This is a genomic window from Massilia sp. BKSP1R2A-1 (assembly GCF_050586525.1).
Taxonomy (GTDB): Bacteria; Pseudomonadota; Gammaproteobacteria; order Burkholderiales; family Burkholderiaceae_D; genus Telluria.
Map to the genome: position 1 here is coordinate 75,782 of NZ_JBOBRE010000005.1, position 15,939 is coordinate 91,720.

Consider the following 15,939-nt stretch of genomic DNA (forward strand, 5'->3'; position numbering starts at 1 on the left):
GAACCTCGCGGAGACCCCATGGCATCTGTGCGCCTGACAGGCATCACCAAGCAGTACGAGGACAACCCCGTCCTCAAGGGCATCGACCTCGACATCGCGGACGGCGAGTTCGTCGTGCTGGTCGGCCCTTCCGGCTGCGGCAAGTCGACCCTGCTGCGCATCGTCGCGGGCCTGGAAGAGGTCAGTTCCGGCACGGTGGAGATCGGCGGCGCGGTGTGCAACGACGTCGAGCCGGCGCGCCGCGGTATCGCCATGGTCTTCCAGAGCTATGCGCTTTACCCGCACATGACGGTGGCCGAGAACATGGGCTTCGCCCTCAAGCTGGCCGGCGTGCCGCGCGCGGAAATCGCCGGGCGGGTGGGGCGCGCCGCCGAGATCCTGCAGATCGGCCACCTGCTCGAGCGGCGGCCCAAGGCCTTGTCGGGCGGCCAGCGCCAGCGCGTCGCGATCGGCCGCGCAATCGTGCGCAAACCCCAGGTCTTCCTGTTCGACGAGCCGCTGTCGAACCTGGACGCCGCGCTGCGCGGCCAGACCCGGGTGGAACTGGCGCGCCTGCACCACGACCTGCAGGCCACCATGATCTACGTGACCCACGACCAGGTCGAGGCCATGACCCTGGGCCAGAAGATCGTGGTGCTCAACGGCGGCCGCATCGAGCAGGCCGGCACCCCGGTGGCCCTGTACGAGCGGCCCGTCAACACCTTCGTGGCGGGCTTCCTCGGCTCGCCGCGCATGAACTTCCTGCCGGGCGCGCTGGCGGGCGAGCAGGACGTCGTCGCCCACGTGCGCCTGGCCGGCGGCGTGCATGTGGACGTCGCGGCCGACGCCTCGCGCGCCGCGCCCGGCGGCCCGGTGACGCTGGGCGTGCGGCCCGAGCACCTGCGCCTGCTCGGCGACCGGGAGCCGGGCGGCATTCCCGCGACGGTCGCCCTGGTCGAATACCTGGGCGACGCGGCCATCGTGCATGCGCGCGCCGAGGGCGTGCCGGAGATGATCGCGGTGAAGTGCCGTACCGAGGGGGCCGCCGCCGGCCCCGCGGCGGGGGCAAGCGTGCGCCTTGGCTTCGATCCTGCCTACGGCCACCTGTTCGACGGGGACGGCGCCGCGATGCCGCGCGTGCCGCCGGCGCAGTGAGCGCCCCAGGCGTCGGCCGCCCGCGGCGGCCAACCATGACCGACATCGCCAAGCTGGCCGGGGTGTCGCAGTCGACCGTTTCCCTGGTCATCAACCAGATGAGCGGGGCAAAGGTCTCCGCCGAGACCCGCAAGCGCGTGCTGCGCATCGCCCGCGAGATCGGCTATCCGGTGGAGCGCCACGGCCACGGCATGGAAGGCGCCCAGCAGCGCAACCTGATCGTCTACCTCACCGACGAACTCTCGACCAGCCCGCACGCGATGCTGACCATCGACGGCGCGCGCGACGCGGCCTGGGAGCACGATTGCCTGCTGAGCGTCTTCGCGACCCGCAGCGACCCGGAATACGAGAACGCCGTGCTGGGACGGGTGCTTGGCAATCCGGCCCTGCTGGGCGTCGTGTACGCCACCATCTTCACGCGCGCGGTCACGGTGCCGGCGCTGCTGGCCACTGTACCCACGGTGCTGCTCAACTGCCACCAGAAAGAGCGCCGCGACCGCCTGTATTCCTCGGTGGTGCCGAGCGAAGTGCTGGGCGGTTTTGCCGCCACCATGCATCTGCTGGAGCTCGGGCACCGGCGCGTCGGCCTCGTCAACGGCGAGGGCTGGATCGAGGCGGTGGCCGAGCGATTGAAGGGCTACCGCCAGGCCCTGTCCACGCGCGACATTCCGTTCGATCCGCAACTGGTGCGCGAGGGCGACTGGCAGGTCAGCAGCGGCCATGAGCACGCGCGGGCGCTGTTGCGGCTGCCGGACCCGCCCACGGCCCTGTTCTGCGCCAACGACCTGATGGCGGTGGGCGCACTGGAGGCCGTTCGTGAGCTCGGCCTGTCGGTGCCGGCCGAGGTGTCCGTGGTCGGCTACGACGACCAGGACATCGCCCGCTATACCCAGCCACCGCTGAGCACGGTGTTGTTGCCGAACTACGAAATGGGGCGCTGGGCGGCGGAAAGTTTGGTCGCCCAGGTCAACGGCGGGGTGGTCCGGCGCACCAGCATGAAGATGGATTGCCCTCTGGTGGAGCGCGATTCCGTGGCCGCGCCACGCGGTTTTTGACCCCGTTTCGCACTGTCCTCGAGTGCGCCACCACGGCGCGATTTCAGATAGCGTTTGTCATATTGGTCATAAATTATGACTAATACAAATTCCAATATCGGCAGGCCCGGCCATACAGCGGTCGCAGGCCCGACTACAGCTTTCAGGAGACACTCGATGACGACCTTGACAGTCCGGCCGGTCTGCGCCGCAGCCATGTTGCTGTGCGCCCATATCGGCTTCGCCGCCGCACAAAACGCAGCCCCGCAACCCGACCGGCAGTCCCAGCCCAGCGCCGAGGATGCGGCGCGCGCCGCCGCGGGTCCGGAAGCCCGGGCCGCGCCGGCGCCCGCGGGCGGGGCCGTGGCCACCGTGCAGGTGACGGGCCTCCGCAGCAGCATCCGCTCCGCCGAGCAGATCAAGCGCGACGCCGAGCAGGTGGTGGATTCGATCAACGCCGACGACATCGGCAAGTTCCCCGACCGCGCCGCCGGCGACGCCCTGCAGCGCATCGCCGGCGTCCAGGTGGGGCGCGACCGCGGCGAGACCAGCTCCGTGATCATCCGCGGCCTGCCCGACGTCGCCACCACCATCGACGGCAACGAGATCTTCACCGGCACCGGCCGCCGCCTGTCCTACCAGGACCTGCCGGTCCAGTCGATCGCGGGCCTGGACGTCTACAAGTCGGCCACCGCCAACCAGTTCGAGGGCGGCATCGCCGGCAACGTGAACGTGCGCCTGCGCGCGCCCTTCGACTTCAAGGGCTACACCGTCACCGGCTTCCTGGAGAACCGCCGCAGCTACGTCGAAGGCAGTGAAGCGACGAAGGAGAAGAACAACCCGGGCGGCGGCCTCCTGATGAGCAACCGCTGGAACACCGGCAAGGGCGAGATGGGCTTCCTCGTGGACGTCGCCTACAACAAGGAACACTGGGCCTTCCCGGTGCAGTGGGTCGACCGTCCCGACCGGATCTTCTCGGTCAGCCCGGACGGCACGGCGACGCGCCTGAACGACAACCAGCCGATCGCGCCGCTCAACCCCGGCGACCGCCTCGGCGAACTGCCGAACATCGGTGGCATCTACAACGCGGGCGACCGCGAGCGCGGCAGCATCCACGCCGCCTTCCAGTGGAAGGTGAACCCGAACACCGAATTCACCACCCAGTACCTGGGCACCAGCTATCGCGGCAAGAGCCAGGTCAACTACATCCTCAACATCGCCACCTGGACCCCGCGCCTGAGCAACGTGGTGCTGGCCCCGGACGGCGACTACTGCAACACGCCGAACGGCAGCATCTGCCCGATCCAGTCGGCCTACGCCCAGGCCGCGCAATTCGATGGCCCCTATGACTGGGACCCGTACACGGCCACCAGCACCTGGGGCGTCAAGGAGCGCACCGACACCCACTTCCTGAATTTCGGCCTGAAGTACCGCGAAGGCCCGCTGACGGTCGACAGCAACCTGGCGTTCACGCGCTCGGACTTCATCAACGACACCGTCATCGTCGACCAGCAGATTCCAGGCGCGAGCGCCCACGTCTACACCTATGGACGCGACGGCCACGGCGGCTACAACACCGTCACCACCCCGACCAGCAGCAATCCGCTGCGCGACCCGAACCAGTTCGTCCTGCGCGGCATGGCGCAGAACTGGGGCGAATCGCGCGGCGAGCAGGCGCAGTTCCGCACCGACGCCGTGTATCGCCTGGGTGGCGACGGATTCATCACCGCCTTTACTGGCGGCATCCGCCTGTCGGACCGCGACGTCAGCTACCACAGCGCCGAACGCGCCAGCGACCTGCCGCGCGGCTCGGTGCGCCCCTCGCCGGTCGCCGCCTTCGGGCCGGAGTTCCAGACGCTGGTGCCGGGCCTGGACCGCCTGGGCGGCCCGTGGATGACGCCCTCGCGCGACTTCCTGATCTACCAGGCCGACCGGGTGCGCGCCTTCTACGGCCAGCCGGCCGGCCGCGTGCCGGATGACCCGATGCGCCTGTTCGAACAGAGCGAACGCACCTTCACCCTGCACCTGGGCGCGCGCTGGAAGGCGGCGCTCGGCAACGTCGGCATGACCGGCAATATCGGCGGCCGCCTGGTGAAGGTTGACCGCAAGCTCGAAGGCAACCAGCGCGTGGGCGATGTCGTCACGCCGATCAGCGAAGACAGCGACGAGACCAACTTCCTGCCGAACGTGTCGGCGGTGGTCAACTGGACCGATCGCATCCAGTCGCACCTGAGCGTCGGCAAGACCATCACCCGGCCGGAGTTCTCGCAGCTGAACCCGGCCCTTTCCCTGATCCCGCCGACCGTCAACGCGCCCGGCACCGGCGCCGCGGGCAATCCGCAGCTGTCGCCGACCGAGTCGATCAACAGCGACGCCACGCTCGAGTACTACTTCCAGAACAACGGCTTCGCCCAGATCGCGCTGTTCCACCGCGACATCGACGGCTATCTGCAGAATTTCGAGCAGCAGGAGACGATCAACGGCGTCAACTACCGCGTGACCCGTCCGCAGAATTCCGGCAAGGGCAAGCTGAAAGGGGCCGAGTTCGGGATCCAGAAGTTCTTCGACTTCCTGCCGGGCGCCTGGAGCGGCCTGGGCGCCCAGTTCAACTACACCTGGATCGACGGCGAGAACCAGACCCGTACCGCGCTCAACAGCGGCGAATACACGACCACGGAACTGGTCGGGGTCGCACGCCAGAGCTACAACGTCACGCTCCTGTATGAACGCGACCGCTGGACCGGCCGCCTGGCCGCCACCCGCCGCGGCAAGTACGTCGAGCAGATCGCCGAGCCGCGCTTCGGCCAGAACCGCTACGTCAAGGCCGCGACCTACGTCGACCTGAGCGTCGGCTACGCGCTGACCCCGCAGCTGTCGCTGAACTTCGACGCGATCAACCTGACCAAGGAACGCTACGAAAGCTACCTGGGCGACCCGATCCGCCCGCGCGACATCCGCTACAACCCGACCACCTACGGCATCAGCCTGCGCTACCAGATGTGAGGAAGCGATGCAGAAGACTTACTGCAATCCGGTCTACCCGGAGATCATGGCCGACCCCTTCGTGCTCAAGCACGAGGGGCGGTATTTCGCCTACGGCACCGCGCCGGACGGGCCGGGAGGCGGGCGCTTCCCGATCCTGGTGTCGAACGACCTGGTCGACTGGCGCCCGGCCGGCTACGCGCTGATGGAGCCGGGGCTCGATCACTTCTGGGCGCCCGAGGTGGCGTACAGCGAGGGCAAGTTCTGGCTGTATTACTCGCGCGGCGACGTGGAGGGCAAGCACCACAAGCTGCGGGTGGCCGTGGCCGACAATCCGGTGGGGCCCTTCAAGGATTGCGGCGTACTGCTGGTGCCCGACCAGCCGTTCTCGATCGACGCCCATCCTTTCCGCGACCTCGATGGCCAGTGGTATCTCTACTACTGCGTCGACTTCCTGGAGTGCGAGGACGACCACCGGATCGGCACCGGCATCGTGGTCGACCGCCTGCTGGCGATGGACCGGCTGGCGGGCGAGCCGCGCACGGTGGCGCGTCCGCATGCGGACTGGCACCTGTTCAAGATGCAGCGGGCCATGTATGACGCGGTCTACGACTGGCATACCGTGGAGGGCGCCTCCGTGCTGGTCCATGGCGGCAAGTATTACTGCTTCTACAGCGGCGGCGCCTGGGAGAAGGAGAACTATGGGGTCAGCTACGTGGTGGCCGACCATCCGCTCGGGCCGTTCACGCGCCCGGAAGGCAGCGAGGAAGCGCTCCTGATGCGGTCGAGAGCGCCGAACGTCATCGGTCCCGGGCACAACTCCTTCACCACCTCGCCCGACGGCAGCCAGGACTGGATCGTCTACCACGCCTGGGACACGGCCATGACCGGGCGGCGCATGTGCATCGACCGGCTCGTGTGGCAGGGCGGCCGGCCCACCACCGGCGGGCCGACCTTCACGCGCCAGCCGGCCCCGGCGGGCCTGGATCTACCGTAGCCGCGCCGAGATCCAGGCGCGCGTATGGGCACAGGCGGCGCGCCCCATCGCCACCGGAAAATGGATGATGCCGTGCGGGGCGTCGGGCAGGAAGTTCAGCTCGACGTCGGCGGCGCCGGCCCAGCGCTGCGCCATCCGCAGCGTGTCGTCGCGCAGCGGGTCGCATCCGCCCGTATACATGAGCGCCGGCGGCATGCCGGAGAGGTCGCCGAACAACGGTGACAGCGGCGCACGCCGACGCCCGGCGTCGTCCATGTCAGGCGTCAGGAGACGTAGCGCCGGCAGCATGGCGGGGCCGTCCAGGACCAGGGTGTCGCGGCCGGCCTGGCGCACGCTGTCGCTGCCCGCCATGTCGTAGACGCCGTAGTAGAGCACCGTCCCGACGATGCGCCGGAACAGCGCCGGCCACCCCTTCAGGCGCAGCAGGGTGGCGGCGGCGAGCTGGCCGCCCGCCGATTCGCCCACAACGATCACCGGCAATTCCTTCGTGCCGGGCACGCCGCCGCCAAGCAGCCAGCGCGCCGCGAGCAGGCACTCGTCCATCATCGCTCCGATCGAGGCGCGCGGGGCGAGGCTGTAGTCGACCGATACCACGGCGACACCGCATTCGCGCGCCATGGGGCCATTGAAGGCGTCGTTCATCGCCGCATTCCCGATCACCCAGCCGCCGCCGTGGATGTCCAGCACCACGCCGCGCGGCGCGCCCGCTGGCAGCAGGACGCGCAGCCGGACCTGCAGTTCCTTCTCGCGCACGGTGTGGCGCTCTACCCGCAGTCCGGTTCGCCGCAGCCGGCGGTCCGCCCCGAGCTGCGACAGGCGCAGGAGGGCCTGGCCGATCATGGGCACGAAGCGGTTCCGGTAGCGAAAGCGCGGCGCGCGCGCCAGCTTGCGGTTGAAGCGGCGCAGATCGTCCAGCATGGCCGCGCCGACATGCATCGGCATGGGTCAGCCGACCGGGGTCAGGGCGGGCCGGCCCGCAAAATGCTCGTCGAGGTTGCCGACCGCGAGCCTGGCCATGGCGCGGCGGGTCTCCACCGTGAAGCTGCCGACGTGGGGCGTCAGCACCACATTGTCCATGCCGCGCAGCGCCGCGGGCACGCGCGGTTCGTCCTCGAAGACGTCGAGCGCCGCCGCGCCCAGGCGGCCGGTGGCGAGGGCCTCGACCAGGGCGGCCTCGTCGACCACCGAGCCGCGCGCGATGTTCACGAGGGTTCCGTCGGGGCCGAGTGCATCCAGCACCGCCGCATCCACGGCATGCCGGGTGGCCGCGCCGCCGGGCGCGCACAGGACCAGGAAGTCGCTGACGGTGGCCAGTTCGCGCAGCGAATCGCAGCGCAGCCGGGGCTCGGGACCCGCGCTGCGCTGGAAGTAGCGGATCTCCATGCCGAAGGCGCGCAGGCGGCTTGCCAGCGCCTGGCCGATGCGTCCGTAGCCGTAGATGCCGGCGACCCTGCCGCGCAGGCTGCGCGCAGGCTGCAGCGGACGCTTGTCTTCCCAGTGGCCGGCGCGCACGTAGCGGTCCAGCAGCGGCAGGCGGCGCGAGACGGTCAGCAGCAGCGAGGCAGCGAGGTCGGCCACGTCCTCGGTCAGCACGTCGGGTGTGTTGGTGACGACGATGCCGCTCGCCGCCATGGCCTCGAGATCGACGGCGTCCACGCCGACCCCGTGGACCGAGACGATCTCCAGGCTCGGATACACCGCGGCGCCGGCCGCATCCAGGCCGACGGTGCCGGTGGTCAGCACGGCGCGGATGCGCGGGGCGATCTCGCGCTCGAATGCCGCGCGTTCTTCAGGCGCCATGCGCGCCGGGAAGTGGCAGGCGTAGTGTCCATCCAGTGCGCGCAGGACTTCCTCGGTCCACACGCTGCCCAATACCGCAATCTCGGGTTTCATCAATCGAATTCATCCATGCCGAAAACCTCATCCTACATCGTTTCGGCGGACGGTCTGTATGGACGGCGGTCTATTCGAGACCGATGCCAAGCGATTCGATCGTACCGTCGAGTGCGCGCTTTACCGTGACGAGCATCGGCACGTCGCGGTAGAGGAAGCGGTAGCGCGACTTCTGCGTGCTGCCTTCATCGCTGCGCTCGAGCAGCTCGACGGCGCCGAGCGGGCCGGCATTCGCGATCTCGTCCGCCACGATGCCGATCCAGCGGGGTGTGAAGCGTTCGGCCTCCCTGGCGGACAGCTTCGCCGGCGCCTGCCTCGCAGCCAGGCGCGCCATGGCCTCGCGGGCCTGGGCGCCGAGCAGCGGTTCGCGGTCAGGGATGGCTTTGGCGCGCACCGGCGCCAGCGTCGGGACGTAATGGCCCGCCACCATGTCGCCGATCCTGCCGACACGCGCAATGGCGCTGTTGGCAAGCACGATCACCGTCAGGTCGTCGTCGACGTAGCGCGTGATCAGCGCCTTGAAGCCTTGCCAGGCGCCGCCGTGCAGGATGGTGCGGCGCCCGTTCTGCTCGCCCACGAACCAGCCGTAGCCATACGGCGAGGTGCTGCCGTCCGCCAGGCGCGGCGGCGTCCAGCTGGCGGCGCGCAGTTTCGCGTCCAGGACGCGGTCGCCTCGCAAGGCCTGGTCCCACAAGGCCAGGTCACGTGCGGTCAGGTAGAGGGCGCCGTCCGCCGTGGTGTTCAGGCTGGGCGACACCCAGGACTGGTTGCGCAGCCTGCCGTCCGACCATTCGTAGCCCGCCGCCCGGTGCGGCACGATCTCCGCCTCGCTGATCACGCGCGCGCCCATGCCCAGCGGGGCGAAGATGCGCTCGCGAAGCTGTTCGCTCCAGTGCTTGCCGCCGGCCCGCGTGGCGATGAAGCCGAGCAGGTGGTAGCCCGTATTGCTGTAGCTGAAGCGCTCGCCCGGCGCGAACAGCAGCGGCAGGGAAGCCTCGACGGCGATCAGTTCCGCGTCCGTGTAATCCTTGCGCAGGTCGATCTTTTGGTAGGGCTCGCCCAGTCCGCCGGTATGCGTGAGCAGGTGGCGGATCGTGATGCCGTTCCAGGCTGCCGGCGCCTGAGGCAGGTGGCGCGAGACGGGGTCGTCGAGGCCCAGTTTGCCGTCCTCGGCCAGCAGCAGGATGAGGGCGGCGGTGAAGGTCTTGCCCACCGATCCCGACTGGAACACCGTCGCAGGCGTCACTTTCGCGCCATGTTCGACGTTGGCCAGGCCGTAGCCGCGCTCGCGGACGATCCGGCCATCCTTGAGGACGACGACGGCCATGCCGGGCACGTGGCGGCGCGCCATCTCGCGCTCGATGGCCTGGTCGAGTCGGTCGGCACGGGCCGGGCAGCACGGGAGCAGGACGAGAAGGGAGAGCAGGAGACGCATGCGGATCGATCCAAAGCAGGGGGAGCGCCAGTGTAGCCGGCCATGCATTGACAGGACTGCCATCGACCGTTGAATATCTGCCACCATGACACACGCCGCCACCCAGATCGACGTCTGGATCCTCGTCTTTCCGAACTTCCTCCTGCTGGATGCCACCGGCCCCGCCCAGGTCTTCGCCAGCGCGAACGACGAAGCCGTCGACGCAGGGCTGGCGCCTCCCTATCGCGTACGCATCGCCGCCCCCGGTGGCGGGTCAGTCGCCTCGTCGTCCGGCGTGAGTCTGCTGGCGGAGGAACTGCCGGCGGCAGGGCTCGATTGGGCCACGCTCATCGTTTCGGGCGGCAGGGTGCGCGACCTGCCGTCCGCATCGAGCCCGGTACTGGACTGGGTGCGCGGGGCCAGCAGGCAGGTGGCGCGCTGCTGCGCCGTCTGCACCGGCGCCTTCGTGCTGGCCCGCGCCGGCCTGCTGGACGGGCGGCGCGTCGTCACGCACTGGCAGGACGTGGAGGCGCTGCGGGCCGAACATCCCGCCCTGCAGGTCCTCGACGATGCGATCCACGTCCGCGACGACAAGTTCCGCACTTCGGCCGGCATCAGCGCCGGCATGGACCTGGCCCTGAGCCTGGTGGAGGAAGACCTGGGGCGGCAGCGCGCGCTGGCCGTGGCCCGGCGCCTGGTGATGTTCCTGAAGCGTCCCGGCGGCCAGCGGCAGTTCAGCGCCGAGCTGCTGGCGCAGTCGCAGGACGACGGGGTGCATGCGCGGCTGGCGGCATGGCTGCGGCCGCGCCTGCGCCAGGAAGTGCGGGTCGAGGAGATGGCCGAAGCCTGCGCGCTGTCGGTGCGAACCCTGCACCGGCGCCTGCGCGAGGAGGCCGACCTGACGCCGGCCCGGCTGCTCGGGCGCCTCAGGATGGAAAGCGCCTGCCGCATGCTCGAGCGGCCCGGGGTGAGCGTCAAGCAGGCGGCGCGCGACTGTGGTTACGGCAGCGAATACAATCTGCGGCGCGCCTTCGCGGCGCAGCTGGGCGTATTGCCGAGCGAGTACCAGGAGCGGTTCGCGTAGGGTGCTCGGCGAATCCGACCACCCTAGCTGAAGATCGAGCGGAGTGTATCGAGCGGCATCGGCCGCGCCAGCAGGTAGCCCTGGGCCTGGTCGCAGCGCGCGTCCCGCAGCAGCTGGAGCACCTCGTCGGTCTCGACGCCCTCGGCCACCACCGCCATATTGAGCGCGTGGGCGAGATCGACGAAGGCCTTGACGAAGTCGGAAGTGGTCACGTTGCCGTCCTTCTGCAGCACGAAGGAGCGGTCGAGCTTCAGCACGTCGATCGGGAAGCGGCGCAGGTAGGCCAGGCCGGAGTAGCCAGTGCCGAAATCGTCCACCGCCAGAGCGACGCCGATGCGCTTGAGTTCGCGCAGCATCGAGGCGGTATCCTCGATGTCCTCGATCAGGGTGCTTTCGGTCAGCTCGAGTTCCAGGCAATCCGGCGCCAAGCCGGTCTGCGCCAGCACCTCGCGCACCTCGTCGACGAAGCCGGCGCTGGCCAGCTGGCGCGCCGACACGTTTACCGACACCACCATCTTGCGCCCGAATTCCTCCATCAGCGCGCGCGTGCGCAGGCAGGCTTCCTGCAGCACCCAGCGGCCGATCGGGACGATCATGCCGGTTTCCTCGGCGATCGCGATGAACTGCTGCGGCGGGACGCGGCCACGCTCCGGGTGGTTCCACCGGATCAGCGCTTCCATGCCTACCGGCGCCATGGTCTCGAGATCGATGCGCGGCTGGTAATGCAGTTCGAACTCGGCGCGTGCGAGCGCCGGGCGCAGCGACACCTCGAGCGCCATGCGCGCCCGGGCCGCGACCGTCATCTCCGGCTCGAAGAAGCGGTAGCGGTTGCGGCCGGCGTTCTTGGCGCGGTACATGGCCGTATCGGCGGTCTGGAACAGGGTTTCGCGCGTGTTTGCGTCGTGGGGGAACATGCTGATGCCGATCGAGGCGCCGACGACGACGTCGATGCCGCCCACCGTCACCGGCGCGGTCAGCACGTCGAGCAGCTTGGCGGCGATGCGCTCGGCGGCTGGCCGCCCGCTGGCGCAGTCGGCGGCCACCACGAATTCGTCGCCTCCCAGGCGGGCGACGAAGTCGAGCGGGCGCAGCACGCGGCGCAGGCGGCTCGCCACTTCGCACAGCAGCACGTCGCCCATCTCGTGGCCGAAGGAGTCGTTGACTTCCTTGAAACGGTCCAGGTCGAGGAACATCACCGCCACCGAGCTGCCCGGGCGGCAGGCGTCCAGCATCTGCTGCACGCGCTCGCCCAGCAGGGCGCGGTTGGGCAGCCCGGTCAGGGTGTCGTGGGTGGCCAGCTCCTGCAGGCGGCGCTCGGCCGCCTTGCGGTCCGTGATGTCGGTCATCAGGCCGGTGAGCGAGACGGTGCGGCCGTCCGCGCCGCGCTTGATGCTGCCGTTGAACAGCACGTGGATGTGGTAGCCAAGGCGGTGGCGCAGCACCGCCTCCACGCCCTGGACGGCCGACTCGCCCTCCGCGCCGTCCCGCAGGATGGTCCAGGGGAAGGAAAGGAACAGCGCGTCCAGCCGGATGCCCAGCAGCTCTTCGCGCGCATGGCCGGACAGCGCGCACAGGGCGGGGTTCACGTCCAGCAGGGAGCCGTCGCGGTCGGCCAGAAGGTAGCCGCTCGGGGTCAGCTCGATGACTTCGCGGAAGCGCTGCTCGCTCTCGCGCAGCTGGCGCTCGGCCTGTTCGCGATCGCTCAGGTCGCGGATCACGGCCAGGAAGAATTCCTCGCCCTCGTCGTCGAAGCGCGAGATCTGCACTTCGGCCGGGAAGGTGCTGCCATCCTTGCAGCGCTTTTCCATGCGCAGCAGCTGGGCGTGACCGGCGCGCAGGCCGGCCAGCAGGTCGGTCGCACCAAGCAGCCCGAAGTTCACATCGGTCGCGCGCATGCCCAGGAATTCATCGTGCGTGTAGCCGAAACGCGCACAGGCCCGGTCGTTCACCGACACGATGCCCAGCTCGCCGTCGACGATCATGACGCTGTCGCCGGCCTGGTGGAACAGCTTGCGAAAGCGCTGCTCGCTTTTCTTCAAGGCCTGGTCGGCCGCGCGCCTGGCGGTGATCTCGTGGAAGTAGACCGAGATGCCGTCGCCGTGCGGATAGACGCGCACTTCCAGCCAGACCTGGCGCGGCTCCCAGAATTCCTCGAAGGTCGCGGCTTCGCGGCATTCCATCGCCTCCCGGTAGCGCAGCAGCGCGGGTGAATGCAGCAGGTCGGGCGCCACCTCCAGCAGCAGCCTGCCGATGGCGGCGGATACCTCGACGCCGACGAAGTCGCCCGCCTTGCGATTGGCGTAGGTGAGGCGCCAGTCGCGGTCGATGGCGAAGAAGGCGTCGCCGATACTGTCCAGCATGCCGTTCAGCGCCGCTTCGGAACGCTCCAGCGCCTGCCTGGCCTGCATGTGGGCGGAGACGTCGCGCGCGGTGATGAAGATGCGCTGATGGACCTCGGACCAGCGCGCCGCGACCGACATCAGGATCACCCGGCCATCCTTGCGCCGCACGTGCAGCGGGATGTCGGGACGTTCCGGATGCTCCTGCTGCATGCTGAGGTGGATGCTGCGCGCCTCCGCATGCTGATCCGGGTGGACCAGCGCGTCGTAACGCCTGCCGGCCAGCTCGGCCGGCTCATAGCCGAGCAGCGCGCGGGCGGCGGCGTTCACGCGCAGAATCGTGCCGTGCATGTCGACCACGGCCATCAGGTCGAGCGCATTGTCGATCAGGGCGGCGTTTTCGTCGGCGAGCAGGTGCTGCCCACTGGATGTGCTGGAAGAGAAGTCGAGATTGGTCACGGAAGTGGCGGCGGGGCGCTGAGGTGGGTGCGGGCGCAAGCCGGCCCGGCGCCGCAAGTATACCGATTTCCGTACGGCAACTGAACGCTACGACGCGAATTTACGACACTTGTCTAGACATCTTTCCGCAACTCGCCCGCCTCGTCCTCGTCCCGCATGGCGACGAAGTCGCGTTCGAACATCGCGTGCAGCTCTTCACGCGCGCGCCGCGCCATCGAGACATACTGTTCGCGGTCCTTGTAATAAGGATAAACCTCGAGCACGCTCTTGAGATTGTGTTCACGGAAGCGCATCGCCGCCTGGCGCGCAAGGTAGGCGCCGAAGCCCAGTTCTTCCATCGCGCGCCGGCCCAGCATCAGGGCCGAATCGAAGGTTTCGCGCTCGATCACGGTCACGCCCAGGTCCATCAGCTCGTAATAGTGGGTGACGTTGCGGGCCCGCGCCAGGATGGTCAGGCCGGGGAACTCGGCGCGCACTGCGGCCGCCAGTTTCAGGCTGTCCTCGATGCCGTCGACCGCCAGCACCAGGGCGCGCGCCCGCGCGGCGCCGGCGGCATGCAGCAGGTCGGTACGGGTCGCGTCGCCGTAGAAGACCTTGAAGCCGAACTGGCGCAGCGTGTCGACGTTGTCCGGGTCGTGGTCGAGCATGGTGAGCGGCACCTGGTTGGCGTGCAGCAGGCGGCCCACGATCTGGCCGAAGCGCCCGAAGCCGGCGATGATCACGTGGCCGGCGTTCTCCTCGATGGTGTCGGCGGCGCGCTGGCGGCGACCCTGCCAGCGCGGTTCCAGCACCCGGTCGTAGAGGATCAGGAGCAGGGGCGTGGCCACCATCGACAGCGCCACCACGACCACCAGCAGGGAGCTCGTCGCCGGGTCGAACACGCGCGCCGCGGCGGCCGCGCCGAACACCACGAAGGCGAATTCGCCGCCTTGCGAGAGCAGGAAGGCGAACAGCACGCGCTGGCGCCCAGCGATGCCGAAGCTGCGCGCGAGCAGCCACAGGACCAGCAGCTTGACGGCAAGGAAGCCGGCGGCGATGAGGAGGATGCGCAGCGGCTCGGCCAGGAAGACGCCGAAGTCGACCGACATGCCGACCGCGATGAAGAACAGGCCGAGCAGCAGGCCCTTGAAGGGTTCGAGGTCGGTTTCCAGCGCGTGCCGGTATTCCGAGTCCGCCAGCAGCACGCCCGCCATGAAGGCGCCCAGGGCCATCGACATGCCGGCGTAGGCCATCAGGAGCGAGATCGAGATGACCAGCAGCAGGGCAAAGGCGGTGAAGATCTCGCGCATGCTGGTGCGCGCGATGAAGCGCAGCACGGGCCGCACCAGGAAGCGCCCGGCCACCACCAGGCCGGCGATGACGGCGGCGGCCTTGAGCGCCGCCAGCCAGCCCCCGCCCGCATGGCTGTCCGCCATCCCGAGCAGCGGCACCAGGGCGATCATCGGGATCGCGGCGATGTCCTGGAACAGCAGGATGGAAAAGCCGGCCTGGCCGGCCGGCGTCGGGATCAGGTTGCGCTCCTGCATGGTGGTGAGCGCGATCGCGGTCGAGGACAGCGACAGGCCGAGGGCGGCGATCAGGGCCGCTTTCCAGTCGACGCCCAGCAGGACGGCGACCAGCGCGAGTGGAATGGTGACCCCGGCCACCTGGGCGCTGCCCCAGCCGAAGATCGAGCGGCGCAGCGACCACAGGCGCTGCGGCTCGAGCTCCAGGCCGATCACGAACAGCAGCAGCACGACCCCGAACTCGGAAAAGTGCAGGATGGTCTCGACTTCGCGAATCAGGCCGAGGCCCCAGGGGCCGATGGCGATCCCGGCCAGCAGGTAGCCGAGCACGGCACCCAGGCCCAGGCGCTTGGCGATCGGCACCGCGACGACGGCGGCCGCCAGGTAGACCAGGGCATTGACGAGGACATCATGTTCCATGGGCGCCTCCGGCGCTGGCGAGCAGTGCGCGCAGCGCTTCCGCATGGCGCTCGGCGGCGCCCTCGTCGGGGTGGTCGGCGCCGTAGAACACGTGCGGCGCCAGCCAGCGCATGCCGCAGGCGAGCGCGGTCTGCTGCAGCGGCACGAGGAAATCCTCGAGGGGGCGGCCGTGCGCGCCGCCCGGGCCGTAATCGCTCAGCCGGCTGTTGCAGGCGACCGCGGCGAAGGCGGACTTGCCGGCCAGGCGCCCGTCCGGCCGCGCCCACTCGGGCTTCAGGACGGTGTCGAGCCACTCCTTGAGCAGGGCCGGCATCGCATACCAGGCCAGCTGGAACACGAAGACCACCAGCGGCGCATCGAGCAGCAGGGCGCGCTCGCGGCGCACGTCGATGTACAGGTCCGGGTAGAGCTGGTAGAGGTCCTGTACCTGCACGCCGGGCAGGCCGGCGGCGGCCTCGGCCACCCGGCGGCTGATGCGCGAGCGGTGCAGGGAAGGGTCGGCGAAGACGACGAGGGCGCGGAGTTCGGGATGCATGGCGGTGTTGTCGAAAGTGTCAGGGATTGTACCTTGCAATATTGAAACGGTTGTGCCTTCGGCGCGTACGTACCGTCACATTCTTGTGTCAGGATTGGCATCGAGATATTACAATTGCTCCTTTCACAAAAAACAGACATCCA

At 69.2% G+C, this 15,939-nt stretch carries 11 protein-coding genes; 5 read left to right on the forward strand and 6 right to left on the reverse strand.

Annotation, left to right across the window (positions count from 1 at the left end; all coding sequences use genetic code 11):
- The first annotated feature begins 18 nt into the window (after positions 1-18).
- The 4 genes from ACQ7JA_RS09500 (at position 19) to ACQ7JA_RS09515 (ending at position 6,147) form a co-directional block, all read left to right on the forward strand.
- The gene (locus tag ACQ7JA_RS09500) at positions 19-1,134 is read left to right on the forward strand and encodes an ABC transporter ATP-binding protein (protein ID WP_430896957.1); all 1,116 of its coding nucleotides are present in this window, start codon (positions 19-21) and stop codon (positions 1,132-1,134) included.
- A 35-nt stretch (positions 1,135-1,169) separates the two neighbouring features.
- Complete coding sequence (locus ACQ7JA_RS09505) at positions 1,170-2,189, forward strand: LacI family DNA-binding transcriptional regulator (protein ID WP_430896959.1); 1,020 nt, start codon at positions 1,170-1,172, stop codon at positions 2,187-2,189.
- A gap of 156 nt (positions 2,190-2,345) precedes the next feature.
- Positions 2,346-5,171: a TonB-dependent receptor gene (locus tag ACQ7JA_RS09510; protein WP_430896961.1), complete on the forward strand. Its 2,826-nt coding sequence runs from the start codon at positions 2,346-2,348 to the stop codon at positions 5,169-5,171.
- Positions 5,172-5,178: 7 nt separating this feature from the next.
- Entirely contained in the window at positions 5,179-6,147 is a 969-nt protein-coding gene (locus ACQ7JA_RS09515) for a glycoside hydrolase family 43 protein (RefSeq protein ID WP_430896963.1), read from the forward strand.
- Here the strand turns inward: ACQ7JA_RS09515 and ACQ7JA_RS09520 are convergent.
- From ACQ7JA_RS09520 to ACQ7JA_RS09530, 3 genes are all read right to left on the reverse strand, one after another.
- Positions 6,139-7,089, reverse strand: coding sequence for an alpha/beta hydrolase (locus tag ACQ7JA_RS09520; RefSeq protein ID WP_430896965.1), 951 nt, complete (start codon positions 7,087-7,089; stop codon positions 6,139-6,141). The genes ACQ7JA_RS09515 and ACQ7JA_RS09520 overlap by 9 nt on opposite strands.
- Before the next feature lie 3 nt (positions 7,090-7,092).
- A complete protein-coding gene (locus ACQ7JA_RS09525) occupies positions 7,093-8,040 on the reverse strand; it encodes a 2-hydroxyacid dehydrogenase (protein ID WP_430896967.1) in 948 nt (315 codons plus the stop codon).
- A 70-nt stretch (positions 8,041-8,110) separates the two neighbouring features.
- Complete coding sequence (locus tag ACQ7JA_RS09530; RefSeq protein ID WP_430896969.1) at positions 8,111-9,475, reverse strand: serine hydrolase domain-containing protein; 1,365 nt, start codon at positions 9,473-9,475, stop codon at positions 8,111-8,113.
- Positions 9,476-9,560: 85 nt separating this feature from the next.
- On the opposite strand from ACQ7JA_RS09530, the gene ACQ7JA_RS09535 reads away from it, so the two are divergent.
- Complete coding sequence (locus tag ACQ7JA_RS09535; RefSeq protein ID WP_430896971.1) at positions 9,561-10,538, forward strand: GlxA family transcriptional regulator; 978 nt, start codon at positions 9,561-9,563, stop codon at positions 10,536-10,538.
- A 23-nt stretch (positions 10,539-10,561) separates the two neighbouring features.
- Here ACQ7JA_RS09535 and ACQ7JA_RS09540 read toward each other — a convergent pair whose 3' ends face one another.
- From ACQ7JA_RS09540 to ACQ7JA_RS09550, 3 genes are all read right to left on the reverse strand, one after another.
- Entirely contained in the window at positions 10,562-13,336 is a 2,775-nt protein-coding gene (locus tag ACQ7JA_RS09540; RefSeq protein ID WP_430896973.1) for an EAL domain-containing protein, read from the reverse strand.
- A 113-nt stretch (positions 13,337-13,449) separates the two neighbouring features.
- Positions 13,450-15,261 (reverse strand): glutathione-regulated potassium-efflux system protein KefC, encoded by a 1,812-nt coding sequence (kefC, locus tag ACQ7JA_RS09545; protein ID WP_430896975.1) that lies wholly within the window; start codon positions 15,259-15,261, stop codon positions 13,450-13,452.
- Positions 15,251-15,796, reverse strand: coding sequence for an NAD(P)H-dependent oxidoreductase (locus ACQ7JA_RS09550; RefSeq protein WP_430896977.1), 546 nt, complete (start codon positions 15,794-15,796; stop codon positions 15,251-15,253). Before ACQ7JA_RS09550 ends, kefC begins: the two co-directional genes overlap by 11 nt.
- Positions 15,797-15,939: the final 143 nt, after the last annotated feature.